Genomic DNA, 17558 nt, shown 5'->3' on the forward strand with positions numbered 1-17558 from the left:
CTAGTCCAGTCAAGGCTATAGTCGTGCAACCGGTTAGCGGATATGCGACCGTGGTCTTGACTGGGTACCCCACCTGTTTTTCATTTAGATGTTATGGCTACCAAAAAGAAGCAGTTAATCCGGGTCGTGTTCGACGTACTCGATGAGATGAATCATAATCTTCAGCAAAACGGAGACTTATCGGTTGCCGCGAACGATCCGGACGAGGCCATTGATTGGGTGTACGCTGAAATGCAGCGACAATTCAACCAACCCGGCATCCGCCTGACACGGGTTCGCATTTGTGCCTGAAAACCCTGTTGTTATATCAATAAATGAACAATAGACCACTTGCTCATTAATTAGGAAAAATCCAGCGAGGTTTCTGCATGTAGAGTTATTCTATCAATCAACAAGACGGTTGCTTAACAACTACATGTAATGTTATGAAAAAGATCATTTTAATGGGAGCCATGCTGCTGGCAGTAGCGTCTTTCAGTGCTCAGGCACAAACAACTAATTCAGGTAGCACCAGTGGCACTGGTAACGGAACCAACGGTTCTGCCAATCAGAATGGCTCCTCAACTACCAGTGGTACAACCAATGGGTCCACGATGGGTACTAACTCAACGGATGGGTCGAGTACATCGGGTTCGGGTAAGATGAACCGGAACAAATCGAGCCGCCGTTCCAGCATGGGAACGAACTCGTCCAGCAGTGGTACGATGAGTGACGGATCTACAAGTGGAACGACTACCAGCGATGGTACGACATCGGGCCAGGGATCATCCCAGGGCCGCAGTGGTCGTAAGGCGAAAAGTGGCAGCGGTAGCAGCAGCCAGGGCAGCTCGTCGTCGTCCGGCACTACTCCGCCAAACAAGTAAAGTAGACAAAATGACCCTTCTGTAGTCAACGATCTACAGTAGCGAAAGAAGGTTTAGAAAAACCCTTAACTAGTAAAATGAAGTCGTTTAATGCTTGTAAAGAAAAAAGTCGGTTCCTGTCAGGGACCGACTTTTTTCTTTACAAGCATTCATCCTGGTTACGTTTTTATTTATGGCTGATTGCCAGCGTCGGAGCTGAATCCGGTCGGTTAATCTGGACAACAGCGTCACGCTGACCATAGACAAGGGTTACTGGCTGTTGGTACTCCTGAGTCGAACTCTTCACCCGAATTTGATAAGTGCCGGGAGGCATTTCGCCAAAGTTAAGATGATGCCGACTGGCGCTTAAATGCGTTACATGTTCGTAGACAACGGTTTTCTCCGCAGACAAAACAGTAATGGTTAACCGATCAAGCGTTGGATTGGCAAGCACCACATGAACCGCTGGTTTGCCTGCCGGCGTATAGAGTTGCACCCCAAACGCCAATTCTGCCGGATTAAGACTGGTCGGCGTTTCGGCCCTTCTCGAAACCGGACGTTCCTGTTCGACGTAGGGTAAACTGGCGGTACGTACAGTAGTCGCTACCAACTGGTTCGCTGTCAATCTGTTCAGAGCCTCGTCAAGTCGGCGGATGTTTTTAGGTGATAATTTGATAAACCTGTTGGGCATGGATTCCTGATACACCAGTTGACTATCCGAGTTATAAAAGCGAACCAGGGTTCCATGGATGTCAGTATTTGTTTTCAGGTTCCAATACCCCCCGTGTACAGTGTTAGCCCGAGTAAAATGGCCAGTCTCCTGGCTGAAGGCTGGAGTAGCCAGTCCTACGATCAATACGCTTTTCAACAGGGCTTTCAGGGAAAAAAAAGTGGTTTTCATGGCTTTATGTTTTTAGTGTTTGCTGAAACGGCGATCCGTTTTCTTTAGCAATGTTCCCGGTATTTGGCGGCTTAGTCGACTTGATTCAGGCCAAATGTGTGTGCTTTTCGGTCATCTCCTGATTGTCCGGAAAGCATACACATTTGGCTGATCAGCAGAGGGGCTATGGCACAAATGCACACGCTTGTGGCTGAAAACCAAAAGGCGATCCGGAGTTGGTGATGGACCTTTGTTAGGACCTTATGTCAGGTCGTAATGATTTCATCCTCAATATATTCCGGCCATGAAAACGGTACTCATCTATCTTCTGTCCACTGCACTCATCAGCCCTGTACTGGCCCAGACAACGGTTCGCGGCTCCCTGCTCGACAGGGCGAACAAGCCCCTTCCTTTTGCCAGTATTGCGTTGATCAACGCCCGCGATTCCAGCCTGGTAAAAGGTAATCTTGCCTCGGCTGAAGGTCAATTCCTGTTTGAGCAGGTAAAGCCCGGCCAATACCGGATCAGCGTAACGATGGTGGGGTTCCAGCCCACCAAAAGCGCCGTTATTACCGTGATTGATTCTCCGGTGGTCGTGCCTGCTCTGCTACTAAATGAGACCACTCAGGAACTGAAAGAGGTGGCTGTCTCGGCGCAGAAACCTTTGTTCGAGCAGCAGATCGACCGCATGGTTATCAATGTGCAGAGCAGCATTATGGCTGCTGGAAGTACAGTTCTCGATATTCTGGAACGCTCTCCTGGCGTTACAGTCGACCGGAATAATAGTGTGCTGGCCATGAATGGGAAACAGGGCGTGATGGTCATGCTCAACGGCAAGCTTTCGCGCATACCGCTAACGAGTTTACTGCCTATGTTGGGCGGAATGAATGCGGGTAACATTGAAAAAATTGAACTGATTACCACGCCCCCGGCTCAGTATGACGCTGAAGGCAATGCCGGCCTGATCAATATTGTTACCAGGCGCAATACCAGTCTGGGTACAAACGGATCGTGGACGACTAATTTCGGGTATGGCCGCTGGGAGCGGGCGGGCGTATCGGGCAACATCAACCGTAAAACGGAGAAAGTAAGCCTGTTTGCCGATTACTCCGGGCAAATGAACCACCTGATTCGACTGTACACCTTCAGCCGGACACTGACCCAACCTGTTCCGACCTATACGGAGGGGACTATTACCCGGAATCAACGCGACTGGGTTCATAATGGGCAGGCTGGCCTCGAATGGAGCCTGAACCCCCGAACGACCTTCAGCAGCCTGGCCACTCTTCAGAACTACCAATCGAATCAGATCGCGTTCAACTACGCCAAAACCACCCGGCTTGGGCTTCCTCTGACCGAGGTGAACGTTCGGGACGACGAACTGAACGACACCTGGACGTATACGGGCAACGTGAATCTGCGTCATACACTTCCCAAAGGGGCCATCAGCGTGGATGTAGACTACATCCATTACTGGAACAATAATCCGCACCGCTATCAGTTCGACACCGATTATAAACAGGAGAATAGACTTGAGCGGGAATTTGTCCGGAATTCAAAACAGACGCCTATCCGGCTGTGGGTTGCCAAACTGGATTACAGTCAAAACCTGAACAAAACGATCAAGCTGGAAACGGGAGCCAAAAGCACGTTTGCTCACTTCAATAACAACATTCGATTCGAACGACAGCAGAACGACAACTGGATCGTTGACTCTACGTTGAGTCAGAATGTGCAGATGAACGAGACCATCTGGGCCGGATACATCAACCTTGGCGGGCAGGTGACAGCCAAAAATCGCCTACAGGCCGGGCTTCGCTACGAGCATACTCAAACTGATTTGCGCACCATCGATGGGAAACCGCTGGTGTACCGCAACTACGGAAACTGGTTCCCTACGGTGTTCTGGGTTCATACGCTGAATCCAGCCAGCAGTATACAACTGTCGTATAGTCAGCGCATTAGCCGTCCAACGTTTCTGCAACTGGCACCCTATTTATATTATGCTGACCCCAGCAACTCCGGCGGTGGCAATGAACGACTGTTGCCGGGGCTTTCGAAGGTCATCCAGGGCACCTATCAGTTCAAAAAGAATTTTTTGCTTACGCTGGGATATACCCGCATCATAAACGCCATTTCATTTAATCTGACGGTTATTCCCGCCGAGAACCGTCAGGTAACCCGGCCGGAGAATCTGGATCAGGCCGACAATCTGTCACTTACGTTTAGTTTCCCGCTCGTTCTGACGCCCTGGTGGCAAATGCAGACTAGTTTGTTGGGCTATCGTCAGGCTACGCAGTTCACCCAGGAGGGAATTACCCAACAGCAACACCAGCATGCATTTCGCCTGACACATAGCCAGACGTTTACATTGCCCCACAATTTTGCGGCTGAGGTATCTGGCTTTTACCAAAGTCGCAGCCTGATTGGCGTGATGCACCGCCGTCCGTTCGGAGTCCTGAATATAGCGGTAAAAAAGCAGCTTCCGGGCAATAAAGGCTCGTTGCGGCTGGCGGGCGAGGATCTGCTCTGGAGCAGTTTTTTAGCTTATGAAGTGAGTAATCCTTCGCAGGGCTATTCGGCTACCGCTGGTGGTCGGGGTAATCATACACGCTTGCTACGGTTGACCTACACCCGCTCGTTTGGCAATCAGAAAGTGAAGGTGAACACGACGCGAATAACCGGCTCCGACGATGAGCGCAAACGGATCAACTAAGTAAAGAACCATCTGTACGGTTTTCATAGTCAATTGGCTAAAAAGCAAAGCCTTATGACTGAAAATCAAACGTCTTTTCGGATGGTAACGGCGAAATTTGTCTGAAGCAGGGGGTACGTAAATGAATAGATACTCAACGCACTCCCGGTATGTACCCGATGAAGAATAGACTTGTGAATTTTTAAACCTTTTTAGCCAGACAAAAATGAACTTTACTTTCTCGAAGGATCTCAAAGTAATCTTAGATACCAAGGTGGGCATCTTTGATGTTCCAGTGGATGGCAGCCCCCGCTTCACTAATTTGGAAACTGCGTTCGCCAGTGAAAAGCAGCGCATTGACAACGTCAGGATGCCCGCTGCCCCTGCTCCCGAACAGCCAGTAGTAAACGAAATGGCCCCCCAAAAAGCTATTTCGTTTACCATTGCACCGCTGCCCATTACTACGTTGGTAGAAAGTATTAACGCGTTGAGGGATGAACCTTTGCCGACAGGCCAGCCCAAACTTACCCATTTAGGTATTTTTTACGGACTTACGCCTGATACCAACCAAATCGTACTGGTTATGCGAGGAGTCTTTTTAGATGGTTCCGACGATGGCGAGAAATTGCATTTGACACCATCAGTGATGTCTACAAAACAGTTCACCAGCTTAAACCTAACCCCTTCCAAGAAGTCACAGTTGGCCTTGCTGAACCAGTTCGAGCAGTCATTCCGGTCCATTCATGGCGAGGATAATTTTATCACGGGGGCCTATATGCAATTTGATCCTTTGCTAAAGGCATTAAGCGATTTGGATAAGGAACACTGCCCCCTGCTGTCCATTCGCTTTGGCTTTATGGAACGTGTTGAAAACTCGAATAGCCCGTTCAACCGCAATTGTTTTCACCTTATTTTCAGGGGTTTACACGCCGATGGTCAAACGCCTTCGGTAAAGCAGTTCTCCACTTTCGATGATGAGCCGGGTTATAGTGGACCCAAGCCAAGCACCCCGCCTTTCGGGCGATAAACAAATAAATCTGACGTGTGATGAAGCTGGTCGATATAGCGATGTTTCTCGTGTATGTAGCTACCTACATCGTTGTGATTCCTGTTGGGGTTGGCGCTTACTATAGTAAATATCTTTCCCGGACAGGGTCTATTTTGCTGCTTGGGTTGTCGATTGTTCTGCTTCTGGATTTGCTGTTGTTGTTGTTTGATTTGACAGCCACTCTAACCTTTCTGTATCTGTTTTCAATTGCCGATGTGCTGATGATGGCCACTATCTTTTCGTTGCTCATCCGTCGTAGAAAAGTCCGGATAGTCTTTTTGTGGCTTGGTCTGTTACTGGTGCCATTTATCACCCTCGATGCTTTTTTTATTTCGGGACTGACTAATAATGGCTTCAGTAACGCGGTAGCCAAGGCCTACATACTGACCATCGGATTGTATTACCTGAGCCAGGTATTGCAAACCGATATTCACATACCGTTGGCCAGGCAGCCTATGTTCTGGATAAGCGTCGGTGTTGTGACCTATAATCTGGTTGGTGCATTCGATCTGTTCCGAGAGCCCCTTGCCGGCTATTCGCAAACACTTTATTTGCAGTACTATATTTTCTGGTCGATCATCACCATCGGCATGTACATCGGCTTCGCCTACGCGTTCTGGCTGAGTGCATATGTAGAAACGTCAACAAGCCGCACTGATCCATGAAACCTGCCCTTTTTCTGCTCATTGCTGCGCTTTGGTGGCAGGTTGCGTGGGGGCAGCGTAGCCTTCCATCGACCCGGATTGTGGCGGTGAAGGCCGGAAATAATCAGAAAGATTCGGCCTTCACTACCATAAGCTTATCCCAAAAACAACCCATCCGGCTGGCCAACAATCAGAATTATCTACTGTTTAGCTTTGCCGATGAGCATAATGCATCGCAGAAAACAGTTCAGTATAAGCTGAAGGGACTTGATTATGCCTGGATCACCTGCACCAATTGCTCGCAGGCACTGTATGCTCACCTGGATGGTGGCGACTACACGTTTCTTGTCAAACCTGCGTCACCGAATGCCACGGCCGACGAATTTGCTTTCGTTATCGAAGGAGCCGTCTGGCACAAGTGGTGGTTTATTCCTCTGCTCTTTCTGTATGCGCTTGTTTTCGTTGGTGTGTGCATCTACTTTTTTGTCCTGTATCGGTTTCGTCAAAAGCTTCTGGAGCAGCGCCACATTCACCGGGTAAAGATGGCCTCAATGGCCGAGCTCACTGCCGGTATTGCCCACGAGATTCAGAACCCGCTCAACTTCGTCAACAACTTCGCCGAAGTGTCGGTCGAGTTGATGCACGAACAACGAGAAGCCTTATCAAAAGGTGACCTGGACGAAGCAAACTACATTGCCGACGATCTGGAGGAAAATCTGCAACGTATCGCTCAAAACGGGCAACGGGCCAGCAACATTGTCAGGGGGATGCTCGAACACGCCCGCATCAGCACCGGAGAGCGGGAGCCCACTAATCTTAATGCCCTCTGTGAGGAATACCTGCGGCTGGCTTATCAGGGGATGACCCACTTTGGCGCATCGCCGGACCATGGACTGCCGGCCCGGGTTCAATTTGCCTGCACGCTGGAAACTAACTTTGACCCCAGTCTGCCTTTAGTCCCGGTGGTGCCGCAGGACATCAGCCGCGTATTGCTTAACCTGTTTAACAATGCTTTTTATGCCGTGGGCCAGAAGCAGAAAACAGCTTCAATGGATTACCAGCCGACTGTTACGGTCAGCACAGCCCTGCTTCGTCATCAATCTGACCGCCGAGCAGTCGAACTTCGGATTTGTGACAATGGAACGGGCATTCCCGACGCGATAAAAGAGAAGATCTTTCAGCCCTTTTTTACGACCAAGCCCACCGGCGAAGGCACGGGGCTTGGCTTATCGTTGAGTTATGATATTATTACCAACGGACATGGGGGCGAAATGACGGTGCAGTCGCAGCAGGGTGAGGGCGCAACGTTTATACTGAAACTAATTCTGTAGCCGAGTTTTCGACCAATACCATTTGGGCATCCATCAACATGCCCTGTCTGCTTCCATTTAATAGATATAGCGTGCTTCGCCTACCAATAGGTAAGAATAGTGAAGGCTTTAGGCATTAATTTGAAAATGAATTAGTTAATTAGCTCTGTAACTGCTAGTTAAAGCCGTTTCTTTTCCACGGAAAGCATGGGTTAGAGTTGGATCGGCCAGGCCATGAACAGCATAATCGTGGTTGATGAATTGATTTCAGCTTTTTGACGCAGAAGCTACCTCAGTATGCAACGAGTCTATTGTTGTTTTCCCACCTTTCTCCATGAGCACCAAGATACTGGTAGTGGACGACGAAGTCAGTTTACAACCACTTATGCAACAACGTTTCCGGCGCAAAATACAGGCTGGCGACTATGTATTCAGCTTTGCAACCAGTGGTCAGGCAGCGCTGGCTATTTTAAAAACTGGACCGGAGGTGGATGTATTGCTGCTTGACATCAATATGCCCGACATAGACGGCTTGACTTTACTTAGCCAGCTCCCGCAAGTAGCACCCACCAGCCGGGCGTTGATGGTATCGGCCTATGGCGATCTGGCCAATGTACGCACTGCTATGAACCGGGGTGCTTTCGATTTTGTCATGAAGCCTATTGATTTCAAGGATCTGGAACTGACCATTGATAAAACGGCCCGCCATGTGGGACAGTTGCGCGAGTCGATTCATGCAAAGGCCGTTGCCGAGTTAAAGGCCCGATTTTTCGATAACATCACGCATGAATTCCGGACTCCGCTCTCGCTCATTCTGGCTCCCGTTGATAACCTGTTGCAGAATCCCCGACAGGACGAGGCACTACGCCGGAGCCTGCTTACCATCCAGCGGAATGCAAATCAATTACTTAACTTAATTAATCAACTCCTTGACCTGGCCAAACTGGAAGCCGATAGTCTGCCACTGCTCGAGTCGAGCGGGGATGTTATCACTTTTCTGGACGATGTTGTCAACTCCTTCGGCGCAATGGCCGATCAGAAACAACTTTCCCTGACGTTTTCCAGTAACCTTCAGCATCAGGAGATCAATTTTGATGTCGATAAATGGCAAAAGATTCTCGCCAACCTTATGTCGAACGCCATCAAGTTTACGGCCGCCGGCGGTAAAGTCGCCGTGGTTTGCGTGGTGGGCCAAAAGCAGTTGGTCCTGACGGTCGCCGACACGGGAGTGGGTATTCCACCGGAACACATAAGTCGAATATTTGATCGGTTCTATCAGGTAGATGCTTCCCTGACCCGAGCCTACGAAGGGTCGGGAATTGGCCTCTCGCTAGCGTATGAACTGACGCGTCGGCTAGGGGGGCATCTCTCCGTCGAAAGTCAGCCGGGCCGTGGTACCATTTTTACGGTCGAGCTGCCTATCCAGAAAGTAGTTAAATCCGCCACCTACGGGATACGGATACAGCCCCGGCCAACGGTTCCTCTCTGGGTGGAAGACCATCCGCTAACTACCAATCTGGAAGAATCTGACCGTCCGCTTATTCTGTTGGTCGAAGATAATTCGGAACTGATCACCTTCATCGCCGAATCACTTTCGGGTCAGTACCGGATACTGACCGCTGCCAATGGTCGGCAAGGGCTGGAACTGGCACAGCGTGAATTGCCCGACATTGTGGTGTCGGATGTGATGATGCCTGAGATGGATGGCTATCAATTAACTCATCAGTTGAAAAATAGCCCCGACACCAATCATATTGCCGTGCTTTTGCTTACAGCCCGTTCCGGTGTTCAACACCGTCGGGAGGGCCTGTTGGAAGGGGCCGATGATTACCTGACAAAGCCGTTCGATATGACAGAGCTGACATTGCGACTCCGGAATATGGTTAGTCGGCAGCAGAAAATACGGGATTATTATCTGCGATCTCTCACCAAACCGGACCCGCAACCAACGCTTACCGTGCCGGAAGCAGATAAACCGGTTACCCCTCAAACCGTGTTTATGAACAAACTCTACAGATGTATCGAAACACATCTGGACGAATCTGCTTATAGGGCCGAAGCGCTGGCCGACGATATGGCCATGAGCGTACGAACCCTGACACGCAAGCTTCATTCGCTGGTAGGGGTAAGCCCCGCCCGCCTAATTCGCACCTACCGGCTTCGGCGTGCCTGCGACCTGCTTAAAATTGGGCATCCGGTTTCAGAAACGGCTTATCTCGTTGGGTTTGAGCATCCCACAAACTTTGCCACTGCGTTTAAAGAGGTATATCAACAAACGCCCACAGAATTTGTGGCAGCCGACCTTAAACGATAGCTGCTTTTATCTCCCTTTTTAAAAACCAGCATTGCCGGGCCGTCAACAGTTTCGACAGTCCGGTCAACGCGTCATGACTGTTTCAGCCGTTAACGAAGTGGCGGGTGCCAGTAGGAAAACGATACCGGCTGCTGATGTTGCCGATTTCCGGAATCGGCCTTGGCATGGACTATTCATTAGGGTCTTTACTAGGTATCCTTTTTCGCTTGCGGACTCGTTTCCGGTACAAAAAACCACAGAACGGCAAGAGCTACAAGAGCCAGGGCAGCTAGTGTCAGGAAGGCGACGTTGTAACTGGTTCGCTGGAGTAAAGCACCGGCAAAGACGTTGCTGAGCGAGGAGCCTAAGCCAACAGCCGTAGCAATTGCACCCTGCGTGGTATTGAATAGCCCACTACCGCTGGTTAAATCTGAGACGATCAGAATGGAAAGAACCCCGAACAGGCCCGCGCCAACGCCATCCAGAATCTGAATAGCGACGAGCAAAACAGGATCATTAGTGAGGGTGTAGAGCAAACCCCGGATGGGGAGCACAGCAAAGCCGATGAGCAGCAACCGCTTACGCCCTTTGGGAGCCAACTTTCCTGTGAGGTGACTGACAGGAATCATAACCAGTTGCGCGACAATAATGCAGGCCGACATGTAGGCCGATGAAGCCCCGGCGTTGATGCCTTTAGCCAAACGCTGCCCTAACAGGGGCAACATGGCGGCATTGGCGAAATGAAAAAGTACACAAGCCAGCGCGAAAAACAGAATGGATCGGTTGCCCAGTACGGCCCGGATACCGGTTGGCTTCCCTTCCGGATTTTCCGGCTCGTCTTTCGGCCCCTTTCCCCGCGCCAGTTCATGGTCGATGTCGGTTTCACGGATGCGCCAGACGGCCACGCTACTGAGCAGCGACATGACGGCCAGCAACACAAATATCCCTTCCGTTCGGAGGTAATAACCAATCAGGCCAGCCATCACCGCAGCAAATACATTCCCCGCGTGATTGAATGTTTCGTTTCGACCCACCCGTCCGTCGAGTGCTTTTGGGCCAACCAGCCCGAGGGTCAATGCGGCAATGGCGGGAGCAAACCAGGCCGCAGCTACCCCCATCATGGCCTGACCGCCCAAAATGACCCCATACCGAGGCCAGGTGATGGTAAGCAGAGCTGCCGTAGCAATTAACAGCGATGCCACAACAGACAGGATGCGTTTTCGGCGTGTACGGTCGACAAGAGCACCAGCGGGCGTCTGGGCCACTACGGTTGCAATACCCATCACCGACATAGCAATACCAATTGTTTGGGCGTCCCAATGCAATGTGGTGAGCAGATAAATAGCCAGGTACGGACCCAGCCCATCGCGAACATCGGCCAGAAAAAAGTTGGCCGCATCCAGCGCGCGAAGACTGATTTTGCTGGCTGTGTGTTTTGGGGGTTTAGCGGGGGTGTCGATCATTTTTGCGTAAATGAGTAGAAGACTAACGCAGGTAACTGGATGTATGTACCCAATCGGGGAAAGCTATGCCAGTCGATAATACAGCCATACGGTGCCCAGTGTAAATAGAAGCGCGGTTAGCATGACCGGAATGCCGAGCTTGAGAAATGCCCAGGCGCTAACCTGCTGCCCTTCCCTACGTAAAGCGACCAGCCAGAGTATAGTCGCCAGCGACCCCGTTACCGACAAGTTCGGCCCCAGATCGATACCAATCAGGATGGCGCTTTTGATTACGTCCGGTACCTGACTGACCTGCACCACCGTACCTGCTATTAGCCCGGCGGGTAGGTTATTGACCAGGTTGCAGGTTAGCGCAACGCCAATCCCACTTACCCAGGTTGTCATCGCTATTGAACGGGTTGTGCTGTCGTGTAGCAGCGTTGTCAGTTGCTGAATAAGGCCGGTTTTGACGAGCGCTTCTACAAGCACAAACAACCCTGCAACCAACGGAAGTACAGACCAGGAAACCTCTTTGATGACGACAAGCGGATTTAGTCTCGCCCGAATCAGGACAAGAACCGTTGTGAGGATACCCGTGATAGCGGTCGGCAAACCCAGCGGCCTGTCCAGCGCGGAGGAAACCAGTAGAACAACTGCCGTAGCGGCAATACCGAGAATGGCCAGACGCCCACCGGGAGACAGCGCTGGAATGGCAATGGCTGTTTCAACGGATTCGGTTAGTGCCTCTCGCTGGGTAAAACGAAGCACTGCATACGTAACACCAATCGACACCAGCGAAGGCAGGGTATATTGAGCTAGCCAGGCCAGCAGGGGGGGCATGTGGCTCCCATAAATAACCAGGTTAGCCGGGTTGGAAATGGGCAGCACAAACGATGCGGCATTGGCAATGAAGGCACAGATAAACAGGTAAGGCAATGGATTTTTCACCTTTGCAGCGTTGACGGCGGCAGCCACGGCCGGCGTAAGCACAACAGCCGTGGCATCGTTGGATAAAAACGTAGTGACGACGACACCCACCAGATAAATCAGCAGAAATAGTCGGCTGGCTGATCCTTCGGCGCGTTTGGTGGCATGAGCCGCCAGCCAATCGAACAGGCCTTCTTCTCGGGCGGTTTCGGCCAGCAGCATCATGCCCGTTAGAAACAGGTACACGTCCAGCCCCTTAGCGATACCCGAAACGCCTTCGGAAACGGATAATAACTGAAAGATCAGGAGTAAAAGCGCCCCGGAAACAGCCCAAACGGCCTCAGGGATGTTGAAGGGTCGGATGATGACACCCGCGATGGATACAAACGTGATAATCCAGATGAAAATGTGAGTCATGTAATCTTGTTTGCCTGTAGTTAAAATGATGGTTTGCCAGTTCTGTTATTAACTGTCAGACAGCCACAAAGGAAAAAGGGCTTGCTTAGGTTTACGTTAGATTAGTATTAATTTTTCTTCATCCGTTGCGTGCCACTGGCAGTATAATTATCAGAGCGTGCGGATTACTGTAATGATGACTGGATACTGTGAAAACCATGCCACAAATGTGTGGCAAACGGCAATGAATTGATTCGTAGCGGTTTACCAAAACCTAATTCGTATATTATATTGACTGGTGTGGGTAGTTTTACTCAAAGTTGTAGATAGTGTGGTATTTTTTGAAATTTAGAATTATTCTGTAAATCAGTCGTATAAGATTAAAATTCAATTAAAGAGAATGGGAATCTTACTTAGTTGACCGCAAAAAATAAGCCTCATCCATTGATAGGAGGAGGCTTATTTTTTGATGGCTGCTGTTTTCACGAATAGCCATTCGCAGTAAGTTGCTTATTTTTTTGTTGCTACCAGCTTGGCCGTATCGAATGGCTGAGGGGTACGATGAACAAGCTTGTCAGTCGACATTGTCAACGCCTTTTTGAGGACATACTGAGCCAGTACAGGAAAATGATCGGAGAAGGAAATGCCAGATAGAGTCTGGCACGTTTTAATATGCCAGTCATGGCTAACGAACTGCTGGTCTATGCGCACACAATAAGGGTGGCGATTCAGCGTAAATCCAAGTCCCTGCCCAGCCTCTTCAAATGCATTGGTGAAGTTTTGGGCCAGCTTTCCGTAGGAATAGCCAATGGGTGTTTCGTTTAAATCGCCACAAATAATAACGGGATATCGACTGCCCACAACATACGATTCTACCTCCCGGAGTTGCTCGTTTCTATGCTCAAAACCTTCTTTTAACCGGCAAAACGTATCAAAAACCTCTCGTATAAATTGGCCTGATTTACCCGCCCGAAAAGCCTCCATGGCCTGATTTGTGCGAACACCCATCGACCACAAATGCACGTTAACAACCCGAATGGTGTCGGTTCCATAGGCAATATCGGCGCAGAGGAACCCATTGATGTCAGGCCCCTGCGTTCGGTTCCAGATACGGCCATATTGATTCAGTATCGGGTAATTGGAAAATAAAGCCAGCCCTATTTCCCGGTCTTTGTCAAAACACGTCAGCTTTTCAACTTTAGCCAGGTATTGGTTCTCGATTTGTGCATTGGGGGAATATTCCTGAAAACAGGCAATATCGGCTTTCAACGCCGATGCGTCGAATCCAGTAGCTGTTGGCCCTGTTGGAAATGTTTCGCTGTTAAAGCTCAGCACTTTCAGGGTGTTCACCTGACTTAAATTCAGGTCGCCGGCGGGTATACCCCACAGCCTTTTTACAACCATAAACGAGCATAATATCCAGATCAGACCGGCTGTTGCCACCGTCTTTTGTTTCTTGTAAAGCAAATAGATGCAGGCAACCAATCCACAGGCCATAGCTAGTGGTAAACTCATCATGACAAAGCCGGTAAGCCAATGGTTAACCATTGGGTAGTAGCAAAATGCCATAGTAACAAACAGATAACCAAGTGTTGTATACGCAAGTGGGAACCGCCGGTATCGACTGAAAAGCAGGTTGCCCAGGCCCAGTACCGTTTTCAGTAAAAGCTGGACTACTGCCGACAAAATGCGTATGAATGTATAAAAAGTTGCCATCGTTTTGTCCGTTAAATAGCGAATATGAACGCCAATGAAGGCTGCATTACTTCACGTCGAAACGACCATCGCCGATCCTGAAGCCTTCCGCGTATAATTCAACGGTGTAGACACCCGGCTTATAGGGAGAATCCCGGCGATAGAAGATATCTACCCGTTGGTCACTATTGTCAAAAGCCACTGTCTGGTGGATGCTGTAGCCAATCTCGCGCCCCTCGTACCCCACAACTCCGCTCGTGCCGCTTTCACTGATCACCGCTCCGTTAGCGTCCAGAATACGTATGTATATGTCTTTATCGTTCTTCAGGGCCAGTGGATTTGATAACAGCGTAAACGAAATTTTCAGGCGGTCGATGCGCGATGCTTTATAGGTACCGCCCCGGCGTTCTTTTCCATTGGACGCTACCGCCAAAATGTCCATATTAACGGCTTTTATGGCCGAGGCCAGCGTCACTTTATTTTTTAGGTCAGCGTTCTGAACGGAGTAATCAACCACCGTTTTTACAAGGGTTGCCTTATCCTGCTTTAACCCTTCGTTTTCGCTGATAATGCTCTGTTTTTCCTCTTCAAGGGCTCGATTTCGGCTTAGTAATGTGCCATTTTCGGCCTTCAGCTTACGGATATCACCCTCGTTTACGACCAGAAAATTTTTGTAGTCCCTGATCTTTAAATCGTACTGCTGAATCGAAAAACTAAGGTCGTACTTTAGTTTTTTCTTGTCGGTCTCTAGCTGCCGTTTTATGCGTTCCAGCTCGGTAAGACTGCCACCGAGTTGACGAACTTCAACTATTTTCTGGTCCAGGACCGTTGAAATGGAATCGAGCTTTAGTTGAGTGGACGCAAATTGCTCTACTTTGGTCGTTAGCTGTTTCTGAACTTCCAGGGTTTCGTTGCGGGAGCCAAGAAATAAATAGGCCAGTAAAGCCAGGATGCCGACAAGTGCCCCGATGGTCATGTTCAGCACGCCCTGTTGATTGCTTGTTGCTTCTGCTTCCATTTTCCTGTTTCGAGAGGTAGTGGTACAAAGCAACAACATCGAACTTAAGCCGGACTTAAGCTGACCTTAAATTTACCTTAAAATGGGCTGGCCGTCGAAAAAGTCAGGGTGAAAGTCGTGCCGTTGAGGGATGAACTTACCGCAATATGGCCTTGGTGAATCTGCGTAACCTGCGAAACGATAGCGAGCCCAACACCATGCCCATTGCTCGACTGGGCCGTTGAATTGCTACGGAAGAACGGTTGAAAAATGTGAGGTATGTCGGCCTTTGGTATGGGCGGGCCTTCGTTAAAAATCGTAACGGTTATCGTGCCTCTACTTGATTGAAAATTAACGATAGCCGTTTTTGCGGGCGAAAATTTACAGGCGTTATCGACGAGGTTCATGAGCAATACCAGCAGCGACGCTCTGTTTCCGTTCATGATCAAAGCTTCTTCATCGTCCGGAAAATCAGTAAATGTAAGCTGGATTCGGTAGTCTTCATTCCAGGCCTGCAACTGGGTTTTTGTTTCCCATAAAAGCTCATCCATTCGAACTGGCTCAAAGGGCATATTATTGCCCTGAATTGATGTGTTGGCCAATTCCAGCAAGGTGTTTGTGAGTTGTATCAGGTTTCGGGTGTCTTCCTGCAACGAATGAAGCGTTCGTTCATATACCTCTGGATTTCGCTGCTGAATGAGCGCGACATCAATCTGCGCGTTGATTTTTGTGAGTGGATTTTTTAATTCATGCGACACATTCGCAATGAACATTTTTTGTGTTTTCAGCGCCTGTTCTATTCTGTCGAGCAACCGGTTGAAGGTGGCTACCAGCAGGCCAATTTCGTCAGAACGATTTGGGTGCTCAACCCGTTTTTCTACATTCTCCGGAAAAAAAGTATTGACCTGCCGGATAATACCCGACATGGGAGCCAGGGCCCGGTCGGCAAAAAACCAGCCCGAAATACCAAGCAACAGGATGGCCGACAGAATCATAACCATCAGGATCTTCCTCAAGTCGTCAAGTGCTTCTTTACTGGTTTGGTCAATGCCACTAACAATTACCCAGTTTTTGCCCTGTCCGCCCGTCAGGTGAATGGCTACGATCTGGTACTCCTGCTGATGCAGGTACAGAATCTGGGAGGTCGAGTCGAGTTGCGGAATAAATTGCTCGTGGAAGTGGGCATTTGCCGGGTTAGTTGAAAATAATACCGCCCCGGTTTTTTCATTATAAACCGAAATGTTCTCATTAAGCAGAGGGACTTTTCCGGCCGCGTCGATAAGTCGCAGAACGGTACTATCCGTTTGCTGTAAATCAAAAAGGAGGGTGGTAGTTGTAATCGCGCGGTCCTGAAGGCGCTTGAAGAATCGTTTTTCGAGGTAAAGCTTACTAAAAAAATAAACGCCAAGCGAGAAGAAAAGCAGGATAAGCGTTACAATAAGAACGAATTGGTAGGTGAGCCGGGTACGAATATTCAGCATTATGACAACAGCTTTACGACGTATCCCATGCCAATTTGCGTATGTAGTAACTTGGGTTCGAAGTCTTTGTCTATCTTTTTGCGAAGGAAATTGATATAGACTTCAATAATATTGGTGCCGGTATCGAACGTCAAATCCCAGAATCGCTCGGCCAGTTCGACTTTGGAAATTACCCGGCCCTGATGGCGTAGAAAGTACTCCAGCAGTTGAAATTCTTTGGCTGTCAGGGATATTTCTTTACCGGCACGTATTACTTTTTTAGTGTCCGGATTTAATTCCAGATCGGCAATTCTCAAGAGGTTGCCAGTTTGAACTGTCCCGCTATTGCGCCTAGTTAACGCCCTGACCCGCGCCATCAGTTCGCGAAATTCAAACGGTTTAACCAGGTAATCATCTGCCCCTGCGTCCAGCCCCATAATTTTGTCGTCGGTAGTCCCGAGGGCGGTCAGCATCAGAATTGGCGTGAGTATATTGGCTGCCCGCAGCTTTCGACAAAGTTCAAGGCCATTTATCCCCGGCAAGATAATATCTGAGATAATGAGGGCATAGGTTGAGCGGGTTGCCAATTGGAAACCCATCGTCCCATCATAAGCTACATCAACTTCCCAGTGGTGTTCTTCAAGGCCTTGTTTGATGCTCTGTACTGTCTTGACTTCATCTTCAATAATCAGAATGTTCATAACGCGACTAATTCTTCACTCGAATTTATGGAAATAATACGATAGATGCCCTTTCAGTGTCTAGCGCAGACTTATCTAGTAGTAAGTTGGTTTTGAAAATGACTGCAACTATCTGCTCATACTATACTCATAAATATGCCTGTTTTTTGCGTAATTATTCTAATATATTTATAAGTATATTCACCTGTTTATGTCACTTTTTAGCGCAGAATTAACGATTTTATAAGG

14 protein-coding genes are annotated in these 17558 nt (G+C 49.2%); 7 read left to right on the forward strand and 7 right to left on the reverse strand.

Going from position 1 to position 17558, the window contains the following annotated elements:
• The first annotated feature begins 93 nt into the window (after positions 1-93).
• Both CWM47_RS18705 and CWM47_RS38190 read left to right on the forward strand, forming a co-directional pair.
• Positions 94-291, forward strand: coding sequence for a hypothetical protein (locus CWM47_RS18705; RefSeq protein ID WP_100989746.1), 198 nt, complete (start codon positions 94-96; stop codon positions 289-291).
• A gap of 134 nt (positions 292-425) precedes the next feature.
• Positions 426-863, forward strand: coding sequence for a hypothetical protein (locus tag CWM47_RS38190; RefSeq protein ID WP_157815997.1), 438 nt, complete (start codon positions 426-428; stop codon positions 861-863).
• Positions 864-1029: 166 nt separating this feature from the next.
• Here CWM47_RS38190 and CWM47_RS18715 read toward each other — a convergent pair whose 3' ends face one another.
• Positions 1030-1743, reverse strand: a complete 714-nt coding sequence (locus tag CWM47_RS18715; protein ID WP_100989748.1) for a hypothetical protein — start codon at positions 1741-1743, stop codon at positions 1030-1032.
• A gap of 283 nt (positions 1744-2026) precedes the next feature.
• On the opposite strand from CWM47_RS18715, the gene CWM47_RS18720 reads away from it, so the two are divergent.
• From CWM47_RS18720 to CWM47_RS18740, 5 genes are all read left to right on the forward strand, one after another.
• Entirely contained in the window at positions 2027-4438 is a 2412-nt protein-coding gene (locus CWM47_RS18720; protein WP_100989749.1) for an outer membrane beta-barrel protein, read from the forward strand.
• Between the two features lie 205 nt (positions 4439-4643).
• Positions 4644-5444 (forward strand): hypothetical protein, encoded by an 801-nt coding sequence (locus CWM47_RS18725; RefSeq protein ID WP_100989750.1) that lies wholly within the window; start codon positions 4644-4646, stop codon positions 5442-5444.
• Between the two features lie 20 nt (positions 5445-5464).
• On the forward strand, positions 5465-6130 hold the full coding sequence (locus CWM47_RS18730) for a hypothetical protein (protein WP_100989751.1): 666 nt from the start codon (positions 5465-5467) through the stop codon (positions 6128-6130).
• Positions 6127-7440 (forward strand): ATP-binding protein, encoded by a 1314-nt coding sequence (locus tag CWM47_RS40055; protein WP_100989752.1) that lies wholly within the window; start codon positions 6127-6129, stop codon positions 7438-7440. The genes CWM47_RS18730 and CWM47_RS40055 overlap by 4 nt, the downstream gene beginning before the upstream one ends.
• A gap of 313 nt (positions 7441-7753) precedes the next feature.
• Positions 7754-9733, forward strand: a complete 1980-nt coding sequence (locus tag CWM47_RS18740) for a response regulator (protein WP_100989753.1) — start codon at positions 7754-7756, stop codon at positions 9731-9733.
• 188 nt (positions 9734-9921) lie between these two features.
• Here the strand turns inward: CWM47_RS18740 and CWM47_RS18745 are convergent, their stop codons facing one another.
• From CWM47_RS18745 to CWM47_RS18770, 6 genes are all read right to left on the reverse strand, one after another.
• Positions 9922-11175, reverse strand: coding sequence for an MFS transporter (locus tag CWM47_RS18745; protein ID WP_100989754.1), 1254 nt, complete (start codon positions 11173-11175; stop codon positions 9922-9924).
• A 63-nt stretch (positions 11176-11238) separates the two neighbouring features.
• Positions 11239-12498 (reverse strand): arsenic transporter, encoded by a 1260-nt coding sequence (locus CWM47_RS18750; protein WP_100989755.1) that lies wholly within the window; start codon positions 12496-12498, stop codon positions 11239-11241.
• 489 nt (positions 12499-12987) lie between these two features.
• Positions 12988-14193 (reverse strand): endonuclease/exonuclease/phosphatase family protein, encoded by a 1206-nt coding sequence (locus CWM47_RS18755; RefSeq protein WP_100989756.1) that lies wholly within the window; start codon positions 14191-14193, stop codon positions 12988-12990.
• A gap of 46 nt (positions 14194-14239) precedes the next feature.
• Positions 14240-15190: a hypothetical protein gene (locus tag CWM47_RS18760; protein WP_100989757.1), complete on the reverse strand. Its 951-nt coding sequence runs from the start codon at positions 15188-15190 to the stop codon at positions 14240-14242.
• A gap of 77 nt (positions 15191-15267) precedes the next feature.
• Complete coding sequence (locus CWM47_RS18765) at positions 15268-16650, reverse strand: sensor histidine kinase (RefSeq protein ID WP_100989758.1); 1383 nt, start codon at positions 16648-16650, stop codon at positions 15268-15270.
• A complete protein-coding gene (locus CWM47_RS18770) occupies positions 16650-17330 on the reverse strand; it encodes a response regulator transcription factor (RefSeq protein ID WP_100989759.1) in 681 nt (226 codons plus the stop codon). The genes CWM47_RS18765 and CWM47_RS18770 overlap by 1 nt, the downstream gene beginning before the upstream one ends.
• Positions 17331-17558 lie beyond the last annotated feature (228 nt).

The sequence above is a fragment of the Spirosoma pollinicola genome (genome assembly GCF_002831565.1).
Lineage (GTDB): Bacteria > Bacteroidota > Bacteroidia > Cytophagales > Spirosomataceae > Spirosoma > Spirosoma pollinicola.